Origin of the sequence: Nisaea sp., from assembly GCF_965216895.1 — a bacterium.
Classification (GTDB): Bacteria; Pseudomonadota; Alphaproteobacteria; order Thalassobaculales; family Thalassobaculaceae; genus Nisaea.
The window spans coordinates 1,409,337-1,429,050 of the sequence record NZ_OZ244205.1; the positions used below are offsets into that span (position 1 = coordinate 1,409,337).

General features: G+C 62.6%; 18 protein-coding genes, 1 tRNA gene and 1 riboswitch. Of the genes, 5 read left to right on the forward strand and 14 right to left on the reverse strand.

The annotated features are described in order from the left end of the window. Nucleotides 1-172 precede the first annotated feature (172 nt). On the forward strand, nucleotides 173-2,224 hold the full coding sequence (locus tag ACOOE1_RS06810) for a methyl-accepting chemotaxis protein (RefSeq protein WP_420405584.1): 2,052 nt from the start codon (nucleotides 173-175) through the stop codon (nucleotides 2,222-2,224). Between the two features lie 42 nt (nucleotides 2,225-2,266). Here ACOOE1_RS06810 and ACOOE1_RS06815 read toward each other — a convergent pair whose 3' ends face one another. Together ACOOE1_RS06815 and ACOOE1_RS06820 are read right to left on the reverse strand one after the other, a co-directional pair. Beyond that, complete coding sequence (locus ACOOE1_RS06815; protein WP_420405585.1) at nucleotides 2,267-3,181, reverse strand: c-type cytochrome; 915 nt, start codon at nucleotides 3,179-3,181, stop codon at nucleotides 2,267-2,269. A 66-nt stretch (nucleotides 3,182-3,247) separates the two neighbouring features. Next, complete coding sequence (locus ACOOE1_RS06820; RefSeq protein WP_420405586.1) at nucleotides 3,248-3,718, reverse strand: c-type cytochrome; 471 nt, start codon at nucleotides 3,716-3,718, stop codon at nucleotides 3,248-3,250. A 103-nt stretch (nucleotides 3,719-3,821) separates the two neighbouring features. On the opposite strand from ACOOE1_RS06820, the gene ACOOE1_RS06825 reads away from it, so the two are divergent. Next, nucleotides 3,822-4,694, forward strand: a complete 873-nt coding sequence (locus ACOOE1_RS06825; protein ID WP_420405587.1) for a LysR family transcriptional regulator — start codon at nucleotides 3,822-3,824, stop codon at nucleotides 4,692-4,694. Between the two features lie 11 nt (nucleotides 4,695-4,705). On the opposite strand, the gene ACOOE1_RS06830 is transcribed toward ACOOE1_RS06825, so the two are convergent. Then, nucleotides 4,706-5,701 carry a hypothetical protein gene (locus ACOOE1_RS06830; protein WP_420405588.1) on the reverse strand — a complete coding sequence of 332 codons (996 nt, stop codon included), beginning with the start codon at nucleotides 5,699-5,701 and terminating at the stop codon, nucleotides 4,706-4,708. 17 nt (nucleotides 5,702-5,718) lie between these two features. After that, entirely contained in the window at nucleotides 5,719-6,351 is a 633-nt protein-coding gene (locus ACOOE1_RS06835) for a hypothetical protein (protein WP_420405589.1), read from the reverse strand. Between the two features lie 113 nt (nucleotides 6,352-6,464). Here ACOOE1_RS06835 and ACOOE1_RS06840 point away from each other — a divergent pair, with 113 nt between their 5' ends. From ACOOE1_RS06840 to ACOOE1_RS06850, 3 genes are all read left to right on the forward strand, one after another. Continuing rightward, on the forward strand, nucleotides 6,465-7,001 hold the full coding sequence (locus tag ACOOE1_RS06840; protein ID WP_420405590.1) for a hypothetical protein: 537 nt from the start codon (nucleotides 6,465-6,467) through the stop codon (nucleotides 6,999-7,001). 164 nt (nucleotides 7,002-7,165) lie between these two features. Continuing rightward, nucleotides 7,166-7,615, forward strand: coding sequence for a PAS domain-containing protein (locus tag ACOOE1_RS06845; protein ID WP_420405591.1), 450 nt, complete (start codon nucleotides 7,166-7,168; stop codon nucleotides 7,613-7,615). A gap of 241 nt (nucleotides 7,616-7,856) precedes the next feature. Then, the gene (locus tag ACOOE1_RS06850; protein WP_420405592.1) at nucleotides 7,857-9,833 is read left to right on the forward strand and encodes a methyl-accepting chemotaxis protein; all 1,977 of its coding nucleotides are present in this window, start codon (nucleotides 7,857-7,859) and stop codon (nucleotides 9,831-9,833) included. Nucleotides 9,834-10,030: 197 nt separating this feature from the next. On the opposite strand, the gene ACOOE1_RS06855 is transcribed toward ACOOE1_RS06850, so the two are convergent. The 10 genes from ACOOE1_RS06855 to rodA all read right to left on the reverse strand — a co-directional run bounded on the left by ACOOE1_RS06855 (nucleotide 10,031) and on the right by rodA (nucleotide 19,712). After that, nucleotides 10,031-11,254: a LeuA family protein gene (locus tag ACOOE1_RS06855; protein ID WP_420405593.1), complete on the reverse strand. Its 1,224-nt coding sequence runs from the start codon at nucleotides 11,252-11,254 to the stop codon at nucleotides 10,031-10,033. Between the two features lie 315 nt (nucleotides 11,255-11,569). Then, nucleotides 11,570-12,154 carry an ABC transporter permease subunit gene (locus ACOOE1_RS06860; protein ID WP_420405594.1) on the reverse strand — a complete coding sequence of 195 codons (585 nt, stop codon included), beginning with the start codon at nucleotides 12,152-12,154 and terminating at the stop codon, nucleotides 11,570-11,572. A gap of 185 nt (nucleotides 12,155-12,339) precedes the next feature. Next, nucleotides 12,340-13,263 (reverse strand): ABC transporter permease, encoded by a 924-nt coding sequence (locus tag ACOOE1_RS06865; RefSeq protein ID WP_420405595.1) that lies wholly within the window; start codon nucleotides 13,261-13,263, stop codon nucleotides 12,340-12,342. A gap of 2 nt (nucleotides 13,264-13,265) precedes the next feature. Then, nucleotides 13,266-14,753 carry an ABC transporter substrate-binding protein gene (locus ACOOE1_RS06870; RefSeq protein WP_420405596.1) on the reverse strand — a complete coding sequence of 496 codons (1,488 nt, stop codon included), beginning with the start codon at nucleotides 14,751-14,753 and terminating at the stop codon, nucleotides 13,266-13,268. Beyond that, on the reverse strand, nucleotides 14,750-15,205 hold the full coding sequence (locus ACOOE1_RS06875) for a DUF1636 family protein (protein ID WP_420405597.1): 456 nt from the start codon (nucleotides 15,203-15,205) through the stop codon (nucleotides 14,750-14,752). The genes ACOOE1_RS06870 and ACOOE1_RS06875 overlap by 4 nt, the downstream gene beginning before the upstream one ends. 130 nt (nucleotides 15,206-15,335) lie before the next feature. Next, a riboswitch (cobalamin riboswitch) is annotated at nucleotides 15,336-15,541 on the reverse strand. A gap of 113 nt (nucleotides 15,542-15,654) precedes the next feature. Further along, nucleotides 15,655-16,308, reverse strand: coding sequence for a DUF1826 domain-containing protein (locus tag ACOOE1_RS06880; protein WP_420405598.1), 654 nt, complete (start codon nucleotides 16,306-16,308; stop codon nucleotides 15,655-15,657). A 715-nt stretch (nucleotides 16,309-17,023) separates the two neighbouring features. Further along, nucleotides 17,024-17,099: transfer RNA gene (locus ACOOE1_RS06885), tRNA-Lys, on the reverse strand. Nucleotides 17,100-17,206: 107 nt separating this feature from the next. Further along, complete coding sequence (locus tag ACOOE1_RS06890) at nucleotides 17,207-17,776, reverse strand: hypothetical protein (RefSeq protein WP_420405599.1); 570 nt, start codon at nucleotides 17,774-17,776, stop codon at nucleotides 17,207-17,209. An 88-nt stretch (nucleotides 17,777-17,864) separates the two neighbouring features. Next, complete coding sequence (locus tag ACOOE1_RS06895) at nucleotides 17,865-18,410, reverse strand: hypothetical protein (protein ID WP_420405600.1); 546 nt, start codon at nucleotides 18,408-18,410, stop codon at nucleotides 17,865-17,867. A 138-nt stretch (nucleotides 18,411-18,548) separates the two neighbouring features. Next, nucleotides 18,549-19,712: a rod shape-determining protein RodA gene (gene rodA, locus ACOOE1_RS06900; protein WP_420405601.1), complete on the reverse strand. Its 1,164-nt coding sequence runs from the start codon at nucleotides 19,710-19,712 to the stop codon at nucleotides 18,549-18,551. Nucleotides 19,713-19,714: the final 2 nt, after the last annotated feature.

Below are 19,714 nucleotides of genomic sequence, written 5' to 3' on the forward strand. Positions count from 1 at the left end.
AAGAAATACTCAAATATATTCATTTCCGCAAAACGAGAGACATATTTTCGCACGAATAATGTTGCTCACCCCTGAAAAAGAAATAAAATATCGGTAATTTCAGATTAACCATGGGTACTTATCGTGCCCGCACTCACCCTTATGAGGCGCATTTCTGAAAGGCAATGTAAGCATGCTTGCGAACCTCCCGATCAAATTCAAGATCATCGGCGTCTGTCTGATCACGCTCCCTCTGCCGATCATCGCGCTCGCATATGCGATTTTCACGATGTCCTCGATTGGAACCGAGCTTAAGGAGATCGCAGAGGAGGATATGCCGCTCACCCGTAAGATCACGGAGGTTACCCTGCTCCAACTTGAGCAGGCGATTCACTTTGAGAAAGCCCTGCGGTTCGCCGGCATAACAAGGGCGGATGCGGATGTCGCGGACGCCTACAGCACCGAGGTCGGTTTGTTCGACAAGCAAAGCAGGAAAGCTGACGAAACCTTTCAGGAAATCTCCGACCAGCTTGAACATGCCATCGCGTTCGCCCGCGAAATCGGCCACGCCGAAGCCATTGAGGAATTCGAGAAGCTGTCGAAACAACTGACGCTTGCCGAAGAGCACCATCTGGAATACGAGCGGCTCGCGCATGACGTCTTTCAGGCATATCAGCGAGGAGATACCTCCAAGGCGACGGAGCTCGCCGAATTGACAGAAGCGCTTGAAACCAAGCTCGACCATGAACTGGAAGCCATTCTTCTGGAGATCGAGAATTACACGCAGTCCTCGCTGCTGGCCGCCGAAGAGCATGAACAGACCGCGCTGACCTACATCATGGGGCTCACGACAGTCGGCCTGATTGGCGGTCTGGCAGCGGGTATCGGAACCGGTGTGGCGATCGCACGTCCGATCGTACGTTTGACATCTGCAATGGCGAAACTCTCGACGGGTGACTACGACGTGAATGTGCCGGCCCTCGGTCGGCGCGACGAGATAGGCGGCATGGCCGAGGCCGTCTCCGTCTTCAAGGAGGCCGGCATCGAGCTCGAACAGATGACCGCCTCGCGCCAGAAGGAACAGGAAGAGCAACAACGCCGCCTGCAACAGGCCATGCTCTCGCTCAGCGATCAACTCGACGCCGAGCTGCAGACTGCCGTCACGGCCATCACCAGGGAAATGGACCAGATGCGCGAGAGGTCCCGCTCAATGACCGCATCGGCAGAGAACGTCAAGAACGAGAGCATGGCCGTCGCGGCAGCGTCCGAGGAAGCGACGGTCAACGTGAATACCGTGGCGGCGGCTTCGGAGGAAATGGCGCAGTCCATCCAGGAGATCGGCCGTCAGATCAACGAGTCCAGCCGGATTGCACGCGAAGCATCATCCGACATCGAACGGACCAACGGCACTGTCGAAGGCCTGGCGGACGCCGCGGAAAAGATCGGTCGGGTCGTTGGCCTGATTACGGACATTGCCGAGCAGACCAACCTGCTTGCCCTGAACGCGACCATCGAGGCCGCGCGCGCCGGCGAAGCAGGCAAGGGGTTCGCCGTCGTCGCCAGCGAGGTCAAATCGCTCGCAAACCAAACCGGCGGCGCGACCGAGGACATCGCGCAGCAGGTGCAGAGCATTCAGGATATCGCATCGCATGCGGTGAGCGCGATGCGCGGTATCGGAGAGACCGTTCACAAGGTGGACGAGATCTCCGAACAGGTAACCAACGCAATGGGCCAGCAGACCCAGACAACAGACGAGATCGCCCGGAATATCCAGGAGGCAGCCGCCGGAACGCGGGAAGTCTCGACCAAGATCGCGGCCGTTGCGGAAGCCGCCGATGCGAATGGCGCGATGTCGGAAGAAGTGAGCCATTCCGCCACAACGATCGCGGAGAACATGCAGCAATTGCAGGAACGCCTCACGGTCATCCTGAGAGAATCCGCTGCGGGCAACCGGCGCGCCGCCGAACGGAAGACAGTCATGGCAAGTTCGCGGGTCGAAGTGGACGGAACCTGGCATATGTGCGAGATCACCGATCTCTCGGAGAGCGGCCTGGAAATCACCACCGAGGCGCCCGCCTCTATCGGCGCGCCCATTTCCGTTGAGCTGATGGGCCTCGGAACCGCAGCAGCGGAAGTTGTCCGGCAACGCAGGCGCGGAAACGGGTTCGCCGCCGAGTTCGTCGATCTGGACGATGACATCCGCAACCGTATCCGCGACCTCGTTACCCAAGAGGCTGCCGCATGACGGTGGCCCGCTGCAGAGCGGGTCAGCGCCGCGCGGCAGGAGCTACCTGACCGCGCCGACCTCCGGCAATGCCTTGAGATAGCGGGCAATGGCGCGGCGGTCATCGTCGCTGAGCTGCGAGGTATTCTCCACAACCTCGGTCATGGAGCCGCCAACCGTGTCGTAATCCGGCGTGAAGCCGGACTTCAGGTATTCCGCGATATCCGCCTCGGACCATCCGGAGATCGTCTCCCCTGCCGGCGTCAGGTTCGGGATCGTTCCCGGCCCGTCCGGGTTCGGTCCGCCGCCGAGCCAGCGCGACAGGTCCGGACCGCCGATCGGCGATCGAGGCGTGTGACATTCGCCGCAATGCCCCGGCCCCTCCACAAGATAGCGACCACGTTCGAGCGCCGTCCCGACGGCGACCACGGGGGACGGGTCGAGATAGAGCCGTTTCCAGAAACCGATGGCGCGGCGGACCGAGAACGGAAACCCGACCTCGTGCGGCCGGTTCGCCCGGTCGCTGGCCGGCAGGATTCTCAGATAAGCCCATAGATCCAGAAGGTCCTCGACCCGCATCCGGGCATAGGAGGTGTAGGGAAAGGCCGGATAGTAATGCCGGCCATCCGGTGAGGTACCGAACGTCATCGCATTCACGAAATCGGCAGCCTGCCAGCGCCCGATTCCCGCTCCCGGGTCAGGCGAAATGTTCGGCGCATAGAATGTGCCGAACTCGGTCTCGAATGGCCGCCCGCCGGACAGCACCAGCTTTTCGGCTCCTTCGGCGCCTTCCGGCGCGTGGCAGGAAACGCAGCCCCCGATGGCGAACAAAACCGCGCCGCGTTCCGGATCTCCGGCATGGTCCGGAAGCGCCGCCGCTTCGATCCGGTCCGGCGCCGAGAGAAACCAGGCCATTCCCGCACCGATCGCGCCGAGTGCAACCAAGCCTGCCAGTATCCTGCGCGTCGGCCCCGTCAAGCGGCTCTCTCCCCCGCAACACGAGGAGCCGGTCGCGGACCGGCTCCCGTGCGAACGTCGATTCTGTTACTTCGGCGCGCGGAACTGCTTGTGACAAGCACCGCAGGCCTTGCCGACATCGCCGATCCCGCCCTTCAGGGCATCCAGCCCGTTTCCGGCAACCTCGGCCAGCCTGGCGGCGGCGGTTTCGAGGTCTTTGCCCTTTTCCGAAACCGCCGGATAGGTCGTCCAGATCTCCGGCAATGCGCGAGTCTTGCCCTCAAGCGCGAAATTGTCCGAGCCTTCCGGCCACATGCCCTGCTGGCTCAGCGCCGTCAGCGCCGCGAGATTGGATGCCGCCGCCTTCGCCTTGTCGGCATCGTACTCGACCGCGCCTTTCGCCATGCCGCCGAGCATGCCGAGGTTCCAGGCATAGAGACTCATCTGGGCATTGCGCGCCTCGACGGCCTTCTCGAGATGACCGTCCGCCAGCACCGGACCTGCAGCCAAAGTGGCGACAAGAACGGCCCCGGCCAAAGCGAATGAGACTTTCCGCATGATCACTCTCCCGTGTCAGACAATTGTTATTGCTTGTCCATATAGGCTAACGCCGCGCAAAATTCTGTAAATTCCCAAAAACTTAACCGAAGAGTGTGCGGTGATGCACAAAATTCGCTGGGATGATTTGCAATTCGTTCTCGCTGTTGCGGAACATGGCTCGCTCTCCGCCGCGGCTCGCGCACTTGGCGTGAATCACGCGACAGTGCTGCGGCGGATCACCTCATTCGAGGAGGATATCGGCCTCACGCTGTTCGACCGCCCGCCCGGCGGCTACCGCGTCAAGGGCGAGATGCGCGAGATGCTTGCGGCGATCGAGAGCATGGGGCGTACCGCCGAGCGGATCGAACGCGTAATCCCGACTCTCGGCAAGGGGCTTGAAGGCACCGTAAGACTGACCACGACGGATTCGGTCGCGGACCTGATCCTGCCGCGCATCCTCGGAGACCTTGCCCGTCTGCATCCGAAGCTCAGTGTCGATCTGGTGGTTTCGAACCGACATATCGACATGACCCGCCCGGAGGCGGAAATCACCCTGCGCCCCACTCTGGCCCTGCCGGACGGTCTGACCGGGCGGCGCATCTGTTCCATGGGTTTTGCCGTCTACGCCCATCCGAACTATCTCGCGGCTCACCCCGGCACAGATCCGCAGCAGCATCGCTGGCTCGCCGCCAATCTGCCGCGCACTCTCGTCCAGGAATGGCAGGACCGGAGGATCGGGGATGCGGTCCATCTCTCGGCGGACAGCTTCCTTACGCTCGCCCGCCTCGCGGAAGCGGGCCTCGGAATCGCCATACTGCCATCCTTCGTCGCCCGCAACAGCCCCAGCCTCGTTCCGGTGCCCGACTTCCCGGACCGGATCGAATTCGATCTCTGGGTCGCAACCCATCCCGATCTGATGAAGACCGAGCGCGTCGCGGCAATGATGACCTTCCTCGCCGAGGCGATCGCCGCCGAGGCGGAGACGCTGACCTGAGAGCGTCCGGCCTATTGCAGTTGCGCCATATTCTGAAGGTAGTCCGTGCCGTTGTTGTAGTTGAAACTGTTTGCGGTTGCCCCGGTGTTCGGAGTCGGATTGAACGGGCCGATCACGACCTTGTCGTCCGTTGCCACGTTATAAGGCCGGGCAATGAGCCGGCGGGTGGTCCGGTCCATGTAGGTGACGATGAAAAAGCCCTTCAGCGCCGGCGGCGCGGCATCATCGCTCATCACCACCTGGTCGACCGGAATATTGCCGAACTGATTGTTGCCGGGCTGGATCGCGCCGTAGATCTGCGCCGCCGCCATGGCTGCCAAATTGCCGTACCAGCCGGGACCGCCCTGGGTTTGATCGTAGGTCGGATCGTAGAAGCGGCCGTTATATTCAAGCACCTTATGGTTCATCCAGAGATAGTAGGCCGCGCTGTTGCCGTTCGGGTTCCACACATTGCTGTGCAAGCCGAGCGGCACATTCGCATGCGCGGCGATGAAACCGTTCTTTGCTCCCACCCGGTTCGCCGGATGTTGCCCTGAATAGGTCCGAACGGTGAAGTTGTTCGCTCCCTGCTGAGCGCCGTACGGATTGTTCTGGGTGAGCAGCACGTTCAGCGCATGTGCGATATAGCCGCATTCGCCGGCGGTGATGTTGTCGTCGAGCAGCCGCGCGCCGGCCAGGTCGGTCGTGCCTGCCCCGGCCGGCCCCCAGGCCCAGTGGTTGGTGATCTGGTTATGCAGGCGGCTCGAGAGCGCCAGCACATTGGCATGGCTCAACTGCCCGAAATTGTAGTTGTTGATAACCGCGCCGCCGGTCGTCGGGGTCTGTGCCCAGGCATTGATGTGGTTCACCGACGGCACCCGGTTGCTGACCAGCTCTTCGTAAACGCCAGAGGGCGGTGGCTGCAGATTGACGTTCGGCCGCGGGAACGCATTGGCGTTGCTGCCGAAGAAACGGCTCAGCACATAGCCGATGACGAGGATTGCAATCACTCCGACAACGCCATGCATCGCTGCCTCCCTTCCGTTCAACGAGGTGCCTTGCCGTCGAGCGCGGCCGCGAAAAAGCTGTTGTCCTGCGCCGCCCGGGTGGCGATGAGCCGGGTGAGTTCATCGATCTCCGTGTTGAACGCCCCCGGTTCGGTGCCGCCGAAATAGTTCTGCACGAGGAAACTCTTCCAGCCCTTGGGCGGCGGCCTGCGCGGTCCAAGCATGTTCCGCGCCGAGGTCACGGTCCGGATCTCCACCTCCGCCAGCGTGGCTTCCGTCACCTGTTCCGTGCCGAGAGCGTCGGAGACGACCGACTGTGCGAGTTGCAGCGCGCCACGCGTGGTGAAGATGCAAAGGACATTGAAGGGTGTGTACTCGGCGGTCTCGGCCGAGACCAACGACCGGTTATGCAGCATGAAATTGCTCTGCACGTCGCGGTCCGAGAGATCGAGCCCGGCCTGCTCCCTGAAGGCACGGATACCGGTCGCCTCGGCGCTCTCGCCCTTGCCCTGGGCGTCTCCGATCAGACCCCATTGGCCCGCCCATTCCGGGATCCTGCCCCTGATGGTGCGTCCGCCGCTCCGCGTCTGAATCAACTGGCGCCGGGCAAGCAGGATCTCCGCATCCTTGTCGCCGAGCGCGAAAGGCAACGTGAAGACGTAGCTCGCCATGGTTCCCTCCTTCGTGCACCGGCTGCATGAAGAAAGGACGCGGCGGACAGGCTTCTGTGAACATTGTCCCGGCGGACCTGTCCGTCGGCGCAAGACGGCCTATTATCTTTCTGATGAAACCGCTCGCAATCCTGCCCGCGTTCGGCGCGGCCCTGATCCTGTCGGCATTGCCGGCGGCGGCGGAGGATCTCTCTGTAAGCTTCACCGAAGCCTCGCCGGTGGACCTGATCATCGTCGAGAACCGGAGCGAATGCGATCTCTACGATTTCGGTCTTCAGATCGACCTTCGCAGCTCGGCAGGCGGCCTCGTGTTCGACATTTCAGAGGGGGGCGCGGGTGCCAGTGTCTACCAGCCCTTCGAAGTCCTCGAGGGCCGGACGTCTGTTCGCAGCTTCACTCCTGTTCGGGACGGCGATCGTGTCGCTTCAATTCTGTTCGGGACGCTGGAGGCCGGGCAGCGCGTGATCTTCACCGTCGATGTTGACGACACGGCCGCCGACAGCGCCTGGGGTCAGACCGTGATCGACGGGGTGGAAATCGCCGGCGCTGCCATCGTTATCACCATGGTCGGCGAAGCGCCGTCGACCAGCGTGTTTCTCCCGGATGGACAGGCGACAGCGCGGCTCCGAGGTTGCGGCCCAGTCTCATGAGAACCCGGCGCAAATCAGCTTGTCATCACATCAACACGCACAACAATCGGGAGTATTTTCGGACCACCTAACCTTCAAGGATAGCTGTAGAATAGATCTACACCCCAAGCCCCCAACACGGTACCGGCCGACAATTGATCATCACTGAAAAACCATTTGAACGCGTGAAATCGCCGCTGATTCACCACATCTACCGGCTCTGGCGAGACAAGCGCGGCTCGCGCCGGATGCCCAGCCGGGCGGATTTCGACCCTCTGGAAATGCCGAAGCTTCTCCCCTCTATCATTCTCGTCGATGTCGAAACGCCGGACCGCCGGCTGAAGGTGCGGCTCGCCGGCACGAAGGTCGTGGACATGTTCGGCCGGGACTATACGGGCGAATACCTGGACGAAATCGATTTTGGCGACGTCCGGGAAAAAGTGCTGCATGAATACGGGCTGGCCGCCTCGGAAGAACGGCCGATTTTCTCCGATCATGCCTTCCGCAACGCGCAGGACTTCCACCATAGCATCGAACGCGCGATCCTCCCGCTCGCAGACGACGGCGCGACGGTGAACATGCTTCTGGCGGTACTGGCCTTCGAACTCCTTCTGGATCCCCCGAGCTCCAGCTGACGCGGAGCACGGCGCTCCGCTCCTCCCCAAACCGCGAAGTCTTTCGCAGCCGCTTAGCGAGCCGGCTGCCGGTTTGCGAAAGGCGAAGACCAGCCGCACGCGACTGCGATTGCGAAACCCATTTTTTGTTCCGACAAATTCGAATAATTGAATATTCTAAATTGAGTAGGGTCTATCAATGCCGGGCACGCGAAACACAAGACGCAAGAGCGGCCTGTCGGGGGGAGTGAATGAAATGATCGTGGCAGCGTTATCCGAGCGCCTGAGCAATAAATTCTTCGTCTGCGCCATCGTGCTGTTTGCGCTTGCCGGGGTCACTCTCTTCCTCGTCACCGGCAGGACTCTAGACCGGGTGCAGGATCTCTACGTCGCGGTGATCAAGGACACGGGAACGATTATCGACGACCGGACGGCGCGCATCGAGCGCGGCCTGCAGGAGAGCAACAGCCTCACCATCGAGGCGACGGAACTGCGCAATGCTATGGAGCTTGGAAAGCGGCGCGCGGAGATCGACGAGACCAAGGCCTATCTGAAGGGCCGCTACGAAGGCGCGCTACGCATTATCTCCTCGCAGCTCGAATCGATACTCTCACCGATGGATAGCGGCGACCGCGAGATGTTCATCGTCAATGCCGATATCTATCTCCAGGTGCTCGAAGGTGCACAGGAGGTCCGCTACCTCCCGATCTGGGACGCGGACAGCCTGGAAGAGGTCGCCGATTTCGAGGAGCTCGGCCCGGAGCGCACCGCGATCCTGGCCGCAACCCTCGAACAGCAAAAAACCGCGGCCGATCCGCTGCTGAGTGTCGATACGGACAGCGCCCTGCTGCATTTCACCGCCCTTCTCGGCCCGGTTTCGGATCCCTTCGGTATCCTCGACATCGCCGTCGAGGACGTATTGACCCCGCTGACCGCGCAGGCGGACGCGCTTGCCGGGCAGTTTGCCGAAACCCTGGAACAGGAAAAGGCCGCACTGGCCGAGAACTTTGAAGCGGCGCGCATGCAGCAGGCGGAAGCGGACCGCAGCGAGGCGGACTCACGTGCCGCCGCGCTCGGCGACGCGTCGGACGTCGTCGCCACCGCCCGGCTGTTTCAGGCCGTTCTGGTCGCCGTGATCTCCCTCATCGGCGCGGTCGTGACCTATGCCCTGGTCGTTTCCCTGGTGACCCGCCCGCTCGGCCGGGTCGTCGCAGTCATGCAGAGGCTCGTGGCCGGAGAGACCTCCGTCGAGGTTCCCGACAGCCGCCGCCGGGACGAGATCGGGGCGGTCCTGAAGGCGCTCGCGGTCTTCCGCGACAATGCCGAACGGACGCGCGCACTGGAGGCGGAACAGGAAGAGACCAAGCGGATCGCCGAGGAAAACCGGATCGCCTCGATCCGCGAGATGGCCGACACGGTCGAACAGGAATTGCAAAAGGTCGTCGCCTCGGTGAACAGCCGCGGCGATACCATGGTCGCCTTTTCCGACGATATCCGGGGCGCCGCCGACCGGGTCGGCGAGAATGCCGGCGAACTGGCGTCGGTCGCGACCCAGGCTCTGGCCACAAGCGAGCAGGTCGCGGCGGGCGCGGAAGACCTGCTCACCACCATCACGGAGAATGCGGACCGGGTCCGTTCCGCGACCGAGGTCAGCCAGGCCGCCATGCGCGAGGCGGAGGAGGCCCGCACCGTGGTCACCTCGCTCTCGGACGCGGCGGCGAAGGTCGGCGAGGTGGTCCGCCTGATCAACGACATCGCCGAGCAGACCAACCTGCTCGCCCTCAACGCCACCATCGAGGCGGCCCGCGCGGGCGAGGCCGGCAAGGGCTTCGCGGTGGTGGCGAGCGAAGTGAAGAACCTCGCGACCCAGACCCAGAACTCGACCGAGGAGATCGGCCGCCAGGTCTCCGAGATGACCTCGGTCACCGACCGTGCGGTCTCCGCCATCGGCCGCATCGTCGAGATCATGCAGTCGGTCAACGAATCCGGCCAGGGGATTGCAACTGCGGTCGAGGAGCAGAATGCCGCCACCTCCGGCATCGCCCGCGACATACAGCAGACCACCGACGGCGCGCGCCAGGTGACCGAACGGATCCGCAACGTGTCGAACGAGGCGGATGGCGTGAACAAGGTCGCCGACCGGCTGGCCGAGGAAGCCGGCGGTCTCGGCGAGGAAATCAAGGCGCTGGGAGCAAACCTGGTGGACGTGATCCGGACGGCCGAAACCAAGGGGGCATGACCTGCCGACCTTGCCCCGGCCGTTCCGGCCATTGAGACCATCTGCGCTTGATCACGTAAACGCCGACGACCTCTCGGCGGCGGCAAAGGCAACGCCTGGAGGTCCTCGAACGCCTTTGTGCGATGTTCATGCGGGCCGGGAACCGGTGTGAGCAATAGCGCGGCAATATCATGCGCGCGATCGGTGCGTCCCGCGCATCAAGGCTCCGCGTCGGTGACGCCTTCCTGCTCGGCGATGACGAGGAACTCGCCATCCTCCAGCGGCCGGTGGCGGGCGGCGCCGGCGCGCTGGCTCCGGGTGAGAATGCGGCCGACCTGCTCGGGGGTCGCCTTGAGCCCGTATTCCGCCAGTTTCTGCACCACGGCACCTGAATCGCTCCACTTGCCGATGACCAGCTCCGCTGTGCGGCCGACGACTTCCGGCTCGAACGGGAAGGCGAAGCGGCGTTCGTTCGCCTCGGTGAATTCGGTGATGGCGCGCCACTGCTCGTAGCGGAACGCGCCCCTGCCGACGATCGGCTTGTAGTAGTCGATCGGCAGGCCGCTGATGCGCTCGACGAGCCCGCAGACCTCCGGCAAGCGGTCCAGCTGGAGCCCCGTCTCGGCGCCGTAGATCATCTTGAGCGCAGCCGCGACACTCTCCATGGAGGCGTTGCCGGCACGATAGCCGATCCCGTTGATCGAGACCTGAAGCACGTCGGCACCGCCCTCGTATCCGCCGAGCACGTTGGCGACGGCGAGCCCGAAATCGTTATGGCAATGGACCTCGACCTTCAGGCCCGTCTGTTGCTTCAGATGGCTGACCAGGAACTTGATCGCGGCCGGCCGGGCGATTCCCTGGCTGTCGACGACGGTGATATATTCGGCGCCTTCCGCCTCCGCCGCCTTTGCGGCCAACGTGATGTGCTCGAGATCGGCGCGGGTCGTATCCGGCATGAAGAAGTTCACGGTGCAGCCGGCCGCGCGGGCCGCGCGGACCTCCTGCAGCACCTTCTCCAGCTGCGCCTCTCGGCTGGTCTTGAGGACATGCTGCTGGAGTTCGTCGCCGATGAGGTACCAGACCATGACGTGGCGCACGCCGAGCTCGAGCGCCGTCTCGACCCGTCCCTGCTGCCAGGTGACCCAGAAATCCATGCCAAGATCCCGGCGCATGATTTCGCGGATGACCTCCTGCCATCCCGGCACCGTCAGGAAAATTTCGGTGCGCTTGATGCCGAGGCGCGCCAGTGCCTCGGCGATCGCCACCTTGTCGGCCGTGGTGAAGGCGAGATCGGCCGATTCCTCGCCGTCGCGGAGGGTCAGGTCGTGCAGTTCGACCGGGCGGGGCGGCACGGCGATGGCCGGATCGAAATTGTGCCTGCTGGTGGCCCAGCGGGGGCCGTTCCAGGGTTGATTGTCCGGGTTCTCGCGCGCGTCTGACATGGAAAATCCTCTTCCTCGATCTGGAGCCTCAGCGACTCCTTTCGTATGCATCCGGGACGCACGGGAGATCTTTGTCGAAATCGAGATGCGCCGGTCCGGCGAGGAGGATACGCGTCTTGATGCCCCTTCAACAACGTCGGGGCGCTCTAGTCCGATAGAGGCAGCGACGCTGCAGATCCGGCGCCGGGCGCGCGACGCGAACTGTAGCACCGCACGGAAAGAACCACGGTCCAGGATGCGGCAACCTACGCCTCAACCTGGGCACCCATGGGCGCGATCGCAATCTACAGAGCGAACTAGAGGTCTCAAGAAGCACTAGGACTCGCCTCGATCGAGCATCACGTGGAGCAACACTGTCACGAAAATGCACGCGAGGACCGGCGCCAAGACGAGGCGCGGTTCGGTGAACAGGAACATCCGGTATTCGTGGATCATTGCGCCCCATTCCGGCCGCCCTGTATCTGCCGATAGACCGATGAAACCGAGCGACGACACAAGGATGACTGCGCGCCCGGCATCGGCCCCGGCGAGTGCGCCCAGCGCTGAACAGACATTCGGGAGAATGTGCCTGCGCACAGACGTGATCAGCGTCGCGCCAAGCACCTGGCTCGCATCCCAATAGGTCTCGCTGCGAATACGGTCGAACAATGCGGCTATCGTAAGGGCATAAGGTGCCCAGCTTGTCACCAGCAGCGCGGCTGTCACGGTCAGAACACCCGCGCCCAGGAGGGCGGACAGCACCAGAGCGGTGACCAGTGTCGGTACCGCAAGCGCGGTTTCGGCAAGCCATTGGACGCTCGTACGCACCGGCATCGGCGCGAAGGCTATTGCGCCTCCGGCGACGACCCCGAGACCGAGTCCCCCCGTCAGCACGATCGCAACCGCAGACAGGGAAGGCACTGCGCCCCAGACGAGACGTGTGGCCAGATCCCGGCCAAGATGATCTGTTCCGAATATGTGTGTGGCTGAGGGTGCCGCCAGTCTGTCGCGCAGGTCAATGGCATGGGGATCGCCCAGCGAACCCGCCACACCAAAGAAAGCAAATGCAACGAGACCAAGGCCGACAAGCAACAGGGAACGATAAGTCATAGCAACCGCGGGTCGAGCTTTCGCCGCAGGAGACGCGCACACTGGAGGACCAGAGCGATCCATAAGGCGACAAGTGCGACATAGGTTTGCAGGACTGTGTAGTCGCGAAACGCGACCGCTTGCACAACGCGCTCAGAGATGCCCGGCACGCCGAAGACGATCTCCGAGACGGCAGTTCCCCCGACCATCCATGCCAGTTCGGGCGCAAGCCCTGCAATGAGGGTCAAGAGACCTGCGACGCGCCCGTGAACCCAGAGTGCGTCCGCATAAGACCGCCCCTTCGCGAGCGCGGTCCGGAAATAGGTGCTTTGCTTGACCTCGACGAAGCCGGAGCGGGTCAGGCGCGACATCGATCCGATCGAGAAACAGGCGACGAGAAGCATCGGGAGCAGAACCCGCTCGACAGGCCCGCCGCCGAAAGCATCGATCCAGCGCAGTTCAACGCCGAGAACCCACAAAAGGACAAGGCCCACAGCGAAAGCAGGAAGCGATTGGCCCGCGATCGCCAACCCGCGGGATAGCAGATCCGCAAGGCCACCCTGCCGGCAGGCAGCGAAGAATCCAAGGGTGAAGCCGCCCGATGCGGCCAGCACCATGCCGCCGGCTCCGATGGCGAGAGAATAAGGAAGCCGCGCGGAAAAATCGGCAGCGACGGAGCGCCCGGTTTCGAACGAGACGCCCCAGTCAAAGATCAGGAATCCGTGCAACCAACGCAGGAATTGCGCAGCGAGCGGCCTGTCGAGCCCCCACTGCGCACGGTACGCCGCGACGACCTCTGGCCCCGATCCGACATTCACCTGGGCCAGGAATACCTCCACCGGATCGCCCGGTGTCAGCCGCAACAGCACGAACACAGCAACGACAACCGCCAGCCAGGAGAGCGCAAGGCCTCCCAGCAGACGTAAGCTCACCGCCAACATAGTCACCGGGCCAGAACCAGGTCGGGACGGATCACATAATAGTCCGACCCCCAAAGCGCGTATCCTTCGAGCTTCGACGACAAGCCCACATGCCATTCAGGCGTAACCAGGAACGACACCGGCGCCTCCGCGGCAATCATTTCCTGCGCCCGGCGAGCGAGGTCGATACGAGCCTTCGGATTGCCCTCGGCACGAAGATTGGCGATCAGTGCATCAAATTCTGGATTCGACCACCCGCTATAGTTTCGCGCTGCCCCGGTCTCGAAGAAGAGCGACAGGAACAAGCCCGGGTCGCCGGCCGGGGCCGTGTGCTGAGCCCAGAGAAACAGATCGAATTCTCCACTGGCCGCGACGTCACTTGGCGACTCCGTCACCTGTGTGGTCACGGCAATGCCGACCTTGGCCAACGCGGCGCGGACCACCGGCTGGAAGGTGACAAGGTCGGGGCGCTGCGGATAGGCATAGAGGACGACTTCCAGGCGAGCGCCATCCCGTCTGCGGACACCATCATCGCCAAGAATCCATCCGGCGGCGTCTAGCAACTCTGAGGCTTTCTTCGGGTCGTGTTGCAGCGGTTCTTCGGCGGCAAAGGGGTAGCTCCGGGCAAAGGCGCCGGAGGCCGGGACGCCTGCCTGGGATGCTGTCACCAGGTCCTCACGATTGACGGCCAGATCGATCGCGCGCCGTACCCGCCGGTCCGAGAGCGCGGGTGACCGCGTGTTCATCCACATCATGTACTGATAGGAGACCGGGAATGACGTGACCTCCTTTCCGGTCGCGTTGAGCATCTTCAAAGTCTCAACCGGCAGGTTGAATGCCATGTCCAACTCGTCCGAGGCGAACGCAAGAGCGAGAGACTGGCCATCAGCGATGCGGCGAAGCGTGACGTTGGGCCGCGCTTCGGCATCTATGTAGTGGGCGTTCGGCGACATCTCGATCGAGCCACCCGGCTCAAAACTGTCGACAGCGAAAGGCCCGGTGAAGATTGGCGTGTCGCCGCTGAGGCGGTAAACCGGAAAGGCCCACTCGGCGAGAATTGATGGCAGGATCGTCGTCGGCTGTTCGGTTTCGACCATCAAGGTGCCGGTACCGACGGGCGTGAAGGTCAATCGACCAGCGGTAGCCCGCGCCGACGGATTTGCCGCGCCGGTGCGGTTCAGAGCGGCGGCCACGACAGCGGCAGTCACGGGCGTGCCGTCCGAGAAGAACCGGTTCGGTGCGAGTTCCACAGTCCAGGTTCCGTCGTCATTTCGCTTCGCCGACGCAGCCAGGTTCGGTACGACCTCGCCGGCGCGGGAAACACGGAACAACTGCTCGCCAATACCATGGCTTACCAGAGCCCAGCCGTTCGACCCTTTGGCAGGGTCGAGGCCCGAGGCGAGGAAGGTCTGACCAATCGTCACCTGCTCCGCAACGGAGGAGACGGGAACGAGGATCGTGGCTGCGACCGCCGCCGCGATGACGGTTCGGGACAGTCTGGGATAGGTCATAGGGCGTCCATCTTGTCAGTTTGATGAATAGGTGCGGGGGTAAGCGACTCCACAAGGTCATCAGCCGAGCCGAGCGGCGGGATGCGCCCCAGGATGCCGGCACGCAGGACCCGTGGTCTTTCCTGCCGCGGCAGAAATCCGTCTGCGACATCGGCGTAGGCAGCGGCCACGGAAAGCACGTCGCCGGCATGCAGGGCGGGATCAAGATCTCCGAAGAGGTAGGTGAAACGCCCGGGACTGGACAACGCGATGGTGCAAGGACGCTTACATTGGCTCATGCAATGAACCCCGCGCAGCTGCACCCCAAGTCGTGCAGCCGTACTCTCCGGAAACGCTTCCACCACGGCACGAGCAAGCCGGCGGCCGCCCCGCTGGTCCAGATCGGTATCGCGCGTCTCTCGCCCATCGCGGCAGCGAAGGCAGATTGAGAGCGTCAGTTCATTATTGTCCATTGTGGTCGCCTTGCCGAATTGTGGGGATTAACCAATCGGGTCGGCGAGATGGCCATGCTGATCACCAGCAATGGCAGCGCATTTTCAGCGTCAAGCATCCGTTCACTCCCGCTAGGACGCCCCGTCCCTTTGATCGTTCTGCTCAGCAGGCAGGTCTCCTGGCTCGCGGAAGTTATCGACACCAGCCTTCCCAGCCGCCAGGCGGCCAGTGGCAGAATTGGTGTCAACGCTCCGCTCACAGTTGCGGGGGCAGCCGAGGCATTGGGCGTTGGACGCCCGCACCTCGTTCCCTCTTAGCGCCGCCGTAAGGCAGCGACCATGCTGACGACGCGACCAGACTATAGGTTGCTTGTCGCGTCAATGAGTTGCTGCTTGTGGGCTGTCATCGATCGCACATAAGTCACTCTGATCAGACGTTTCATGACCGATTTTCCTCACTATCAGATTCACTACAGAACGACCGGGGCGCTTACAGCCCTCTCATCCAAGATTGGATCTAGAACAAGGACAAGGCGCGTTGTCTTCGTGCCCGCTATGGGTGGAGATCGATGCCGTAAACCGGATCCCGACTGTTCCGGCCAAAGCGTGCCCCTTAGCACCATCGGGGAGCCTGTCGACGCAGATGAGAATTGTGAAGGTTCGGCCAGACCATTGAGAAAGCCGTACTGCGTGCCAGGCCCACGATAGGTACAGATCAGCCGCGCCGCTACCGCGTCGGTATGGAATTTCGTGCAACCGTCGTTCGTGATGCGGTCGAAGCGCAATCTGAGGTACGACGCCTCCATCAGATCAGCGAAAATGTCCGCCAGAGCGGCGGTGTCGTCGACCAGCATGTCGCGCTCCGGGCTGTCCGGCATGCCGCAAGAGGCGCAGATCTGTAGCGTCGCATCCCGCGCATCACTCGGGCGCAGAATGACGCGAGCGGACGGCAATTGGCCCGGGTCGAGAGTGTCGATCCAGGACTGAAAGACCGGCGCAAGAGTGCGCTGCCAGATCGCGGCAGCGCAATCCTGCCTGAATATCTCGGAAAGCCCGTACGGCGTGTCGGTCAGACTGACGCTGGGCGCCGAATACCGGCGCGCGACTTGTTCGGCGTGAGTCATGTCGACGCCTCCTTCCATCGCGAGAACAGGAACAGGTCTGAATGGTCCCGCGGGCTCGCCCGATCACGCGCACACACGACAGGCATTACTGCCAAAGTCCGGAAAATCGCGGCGGAGACGATTCCAAGATCGGCATCCCGACACACTTCTACAATCCGGCAGATGGACCGCGAATTTCCGCACTGCCGCAGAATTGCCAACCCCTCGTTCGTCATTCGCTCTCTCTCCCTGTTTCCGCACGCCTCAAACTCGCCAACCAATCATGTAACATCAAATTATGTTATGTTATAACATTACAATTCGCAACTGACATCGAGAGATCTATACTGGCCAACCACGCGCACGCGCGTCGTTCCGAGTTCTCTCGCTTGGCGCAAACCTGACCTATGCTGCTGCGGCCGCGTGAACGGACCATAAATCCGACCATCTCCCCCACTAACCACCCCACGACGAGGGCAAGTTTCGCAGCAACGCGACGGAAAGACCGCAGCGGCGCCAAGCGCAAGCTTACGACAGCACCTGGACCTACAGCTGTCCGGACGTCCGAAACCTAGACCCGTCGAAACCGAAGGCAGGCCGTGAACGCAGCACGACGCCGCCGCACTTTGAGAACAGAAAAAGCAAGCTTGTCGGAATGAGCTTATGAGAGCTTATCGGAAAGCCTTGGCAGGTCTACGCGACGAGGCCGGGAAAGCTCAATTCTAAAGGCGGAAAGTGGTGGGCGCACAAGGACTCGAACCTTGGACCCGCTGATTAAGAGTCAGCTGCTCTACCAACTGAGCTATGCGCCCGCCCGTCGAAGGAGCGGATTGATACCGGAGCGCGATCCGGATTGCAAGCCTTCGGTGGCTGTTTTTCGACAGCCCTCCGAAACGCGTTGAAGCGGATGCGAAGGCGGTTACTCCCCGTCCGTCACCTTGATGTGGAACACCGCCCAGACCAGCCCCGCGTCATCCTCGACGCTGCCGCCTTGGTCGAGCATCCCCGGCTCGAAGACGAGCCAGAGCGGGCCTCTGCCGCCAAGCGGGATCGTTCTGCCGTCCGCCTCCAGCGCAAGCACCATTCCGGCGTCTCCCACGGCGGTTCGCTCGAAGCTGGAGGCATAGCCGTCGAGCGCTTGCACCAGCACGGTGTTTCCCTCCGCGCCGGCACGCTCGAGAACGGTCTCCAGCGCCGGGCCGCGGAAGCGGACCGGGTGCGGCCAGTTCGGATAGCGGAGTTCCAGTTCTTCCTGCGGCAGGGCTGCCAACTCGCCCCAGGTGAAGCTGCGCGCCTTCTCGAAACGCTCTTCGAGGGCGTTCAGGAAGGCGTCGCCGAATGCGTCCGACGGGCCGCGGTTGGGTTTCGAGACCAGACCGCTCACGGTCAGGACCACCAGGTCGCCGGAACCGGCCCGTGCGCTCTGGGTGGCCATGCTCAGCGCCAGGCAGAGCGCAATAGCCGTCAACAGGCGAAACGGGAATCTCATGGCTGTTCCCCTGCAATATCTGCAAACCGACTCTGTCGAACACCCGATCCAGGCTAAACCGACAATCCTGCGAGCGCGTTTCTCCGGGCTATTCGCCCGAAGGCAGCGAGCGGCGCCAGGTATGGCCCTGGTCGGGGCCGAGCATCTGCTCCCTGAGTTCCTGGAGCGGATCCTTCTTCTTCTTCGGCATCAGCGGATCGTCCGGCAGCGCCTGCCAGTTCCAGCTTCCCTCTCCCTCGTCTGCGAGCGGGGCCTGTCCGGTCGGGTCTTTCGCCTTCTTCTCGCGGTATTTCGCTTCGGCCTGCGGCGTTTTCTGCGCCGGGGCCTCATTCTTTCCCAGAAGCCAGTCCATGCTGACCGCTTCCTGATCCTGCGGTTTCCGCACCGTCTTGGTCCCGGCGTTCGTGCGCTTCAGCTCGATCTTCACCGTCTCCGCCTGAACCACGGCACCGGCGCCGATCGTGCGTTTCTGTTCCGGCGGCAAGGCTTCAAAGGAGTCTCTGGCGCGATCGTAATGCTCGCGGTTCCCGGTCTCGGCAGCGGCGTCGAGGTTGCGCGTCAGATCGCTCTCGCCCTGGCTCTCCCGTGTCGAATCGGCGAGAATTTTCAGACTCTTGCGTTCAATCTGGTCCACATGAAGCACTCACTCGGTTTGCCGGACCGCGCCATACAGCACTCGTTCGCCGGGTGCGGAACTCGAACAGTGAGAGTTTAATAGAAAAATCGCTTAAAAGTCTATCTGGACGACTTTCGAAAAGCCTCAGCCGGCTGGTCAGGGCCGGTGATCCTCCAGCCCCTGGCGGCCGATTTCCACGTCCCTGTGCACATAGCAATTGATGATCAGGCCAAAGCCGATCATCGCGGTCAGCATCGCCGTGCCGCCATAGGAGATCAGCGGCAGCGGGACTCCCACCACCGGGATCAGTCCCATGACCATCGCGATATTGATGAAGACGTAGAGGAAGAGCGTCGTCGTCGTCCCGAGCGCCAGCAGACGGCCGAACTGGCTCGAGCTGCGCAGCGCGATCGCGAAGCCGTAGCCGAGCGCCAGGACATAGAGCAGCAGCAGGAACATCGCCCCCGCCAAGCCCATCTCCTCGGCCAGCATGGTGAAGATGAAGTCGGTCTGCTTCTCCGGCAGAAAGTTCAGATGGCTCTGAGATCCCTGCAGGAAGCCCTTGCCGAAGAGCCCGCCGGAGCCGAGGGCAATCTTTGACTGCAGAATGTGGTACCCGGCCCCGAGCGGATCGTTCTCCGGGTTGATGAAGGTCAGGATGCGGTTCTTCTGGTAGTTGTGCAGGAATTGCCAGCCGACCGGAATGGCGGAGAGGCCCAGCACCAGCACCGTGATGAACTTCCACATGCGCACGCCGGCCAGGAAGAAGATCGCGCCGCCGCCGAGAATGATCATCCCCGCGGTGCCGAGATCGGGCTGGCGCAGCACCAGGACCGCCGGCGCGAAAACCAGCAAGAGCGGTGCAAAAAGACTGCTGATCCGCCCGACTTCCTCGAAGGTCAGATGATGGAAATAACGCGCAAGGGCGAGCACCAGAGCCAGCTTCATCAGTTCCGAAGGCTGCAGTCGAAAGAAGCCGAGATCGATCCAGCGCTGCGCCCCCATGCCGATCTCGCCCGCGATCTCGACGACGCCGAGCAGACCGAGAGAAAGGAAATAGAAGAGATAGGCCCAGCGCAGCAGAAAGCGTATGTCGATCAGCGCGATGCCGAGGGTAATCACCAGGCCCACGCCGAAACGGATCGCCTGACGCACGGCCCACGGCGACCAGCTGCCGTTGGCCGCTGAGTAGAGCATGGCAAAACCGACCGAAGCGATCAGCACGAGGAGCAGGATCAGCCCCCAGTTGATCTGTTGCAGTTTGGCGCCGAGAGTCAGCTCGGGCGGATTGAGGGAGCTCGACGGCATTCCGATCGCCATGA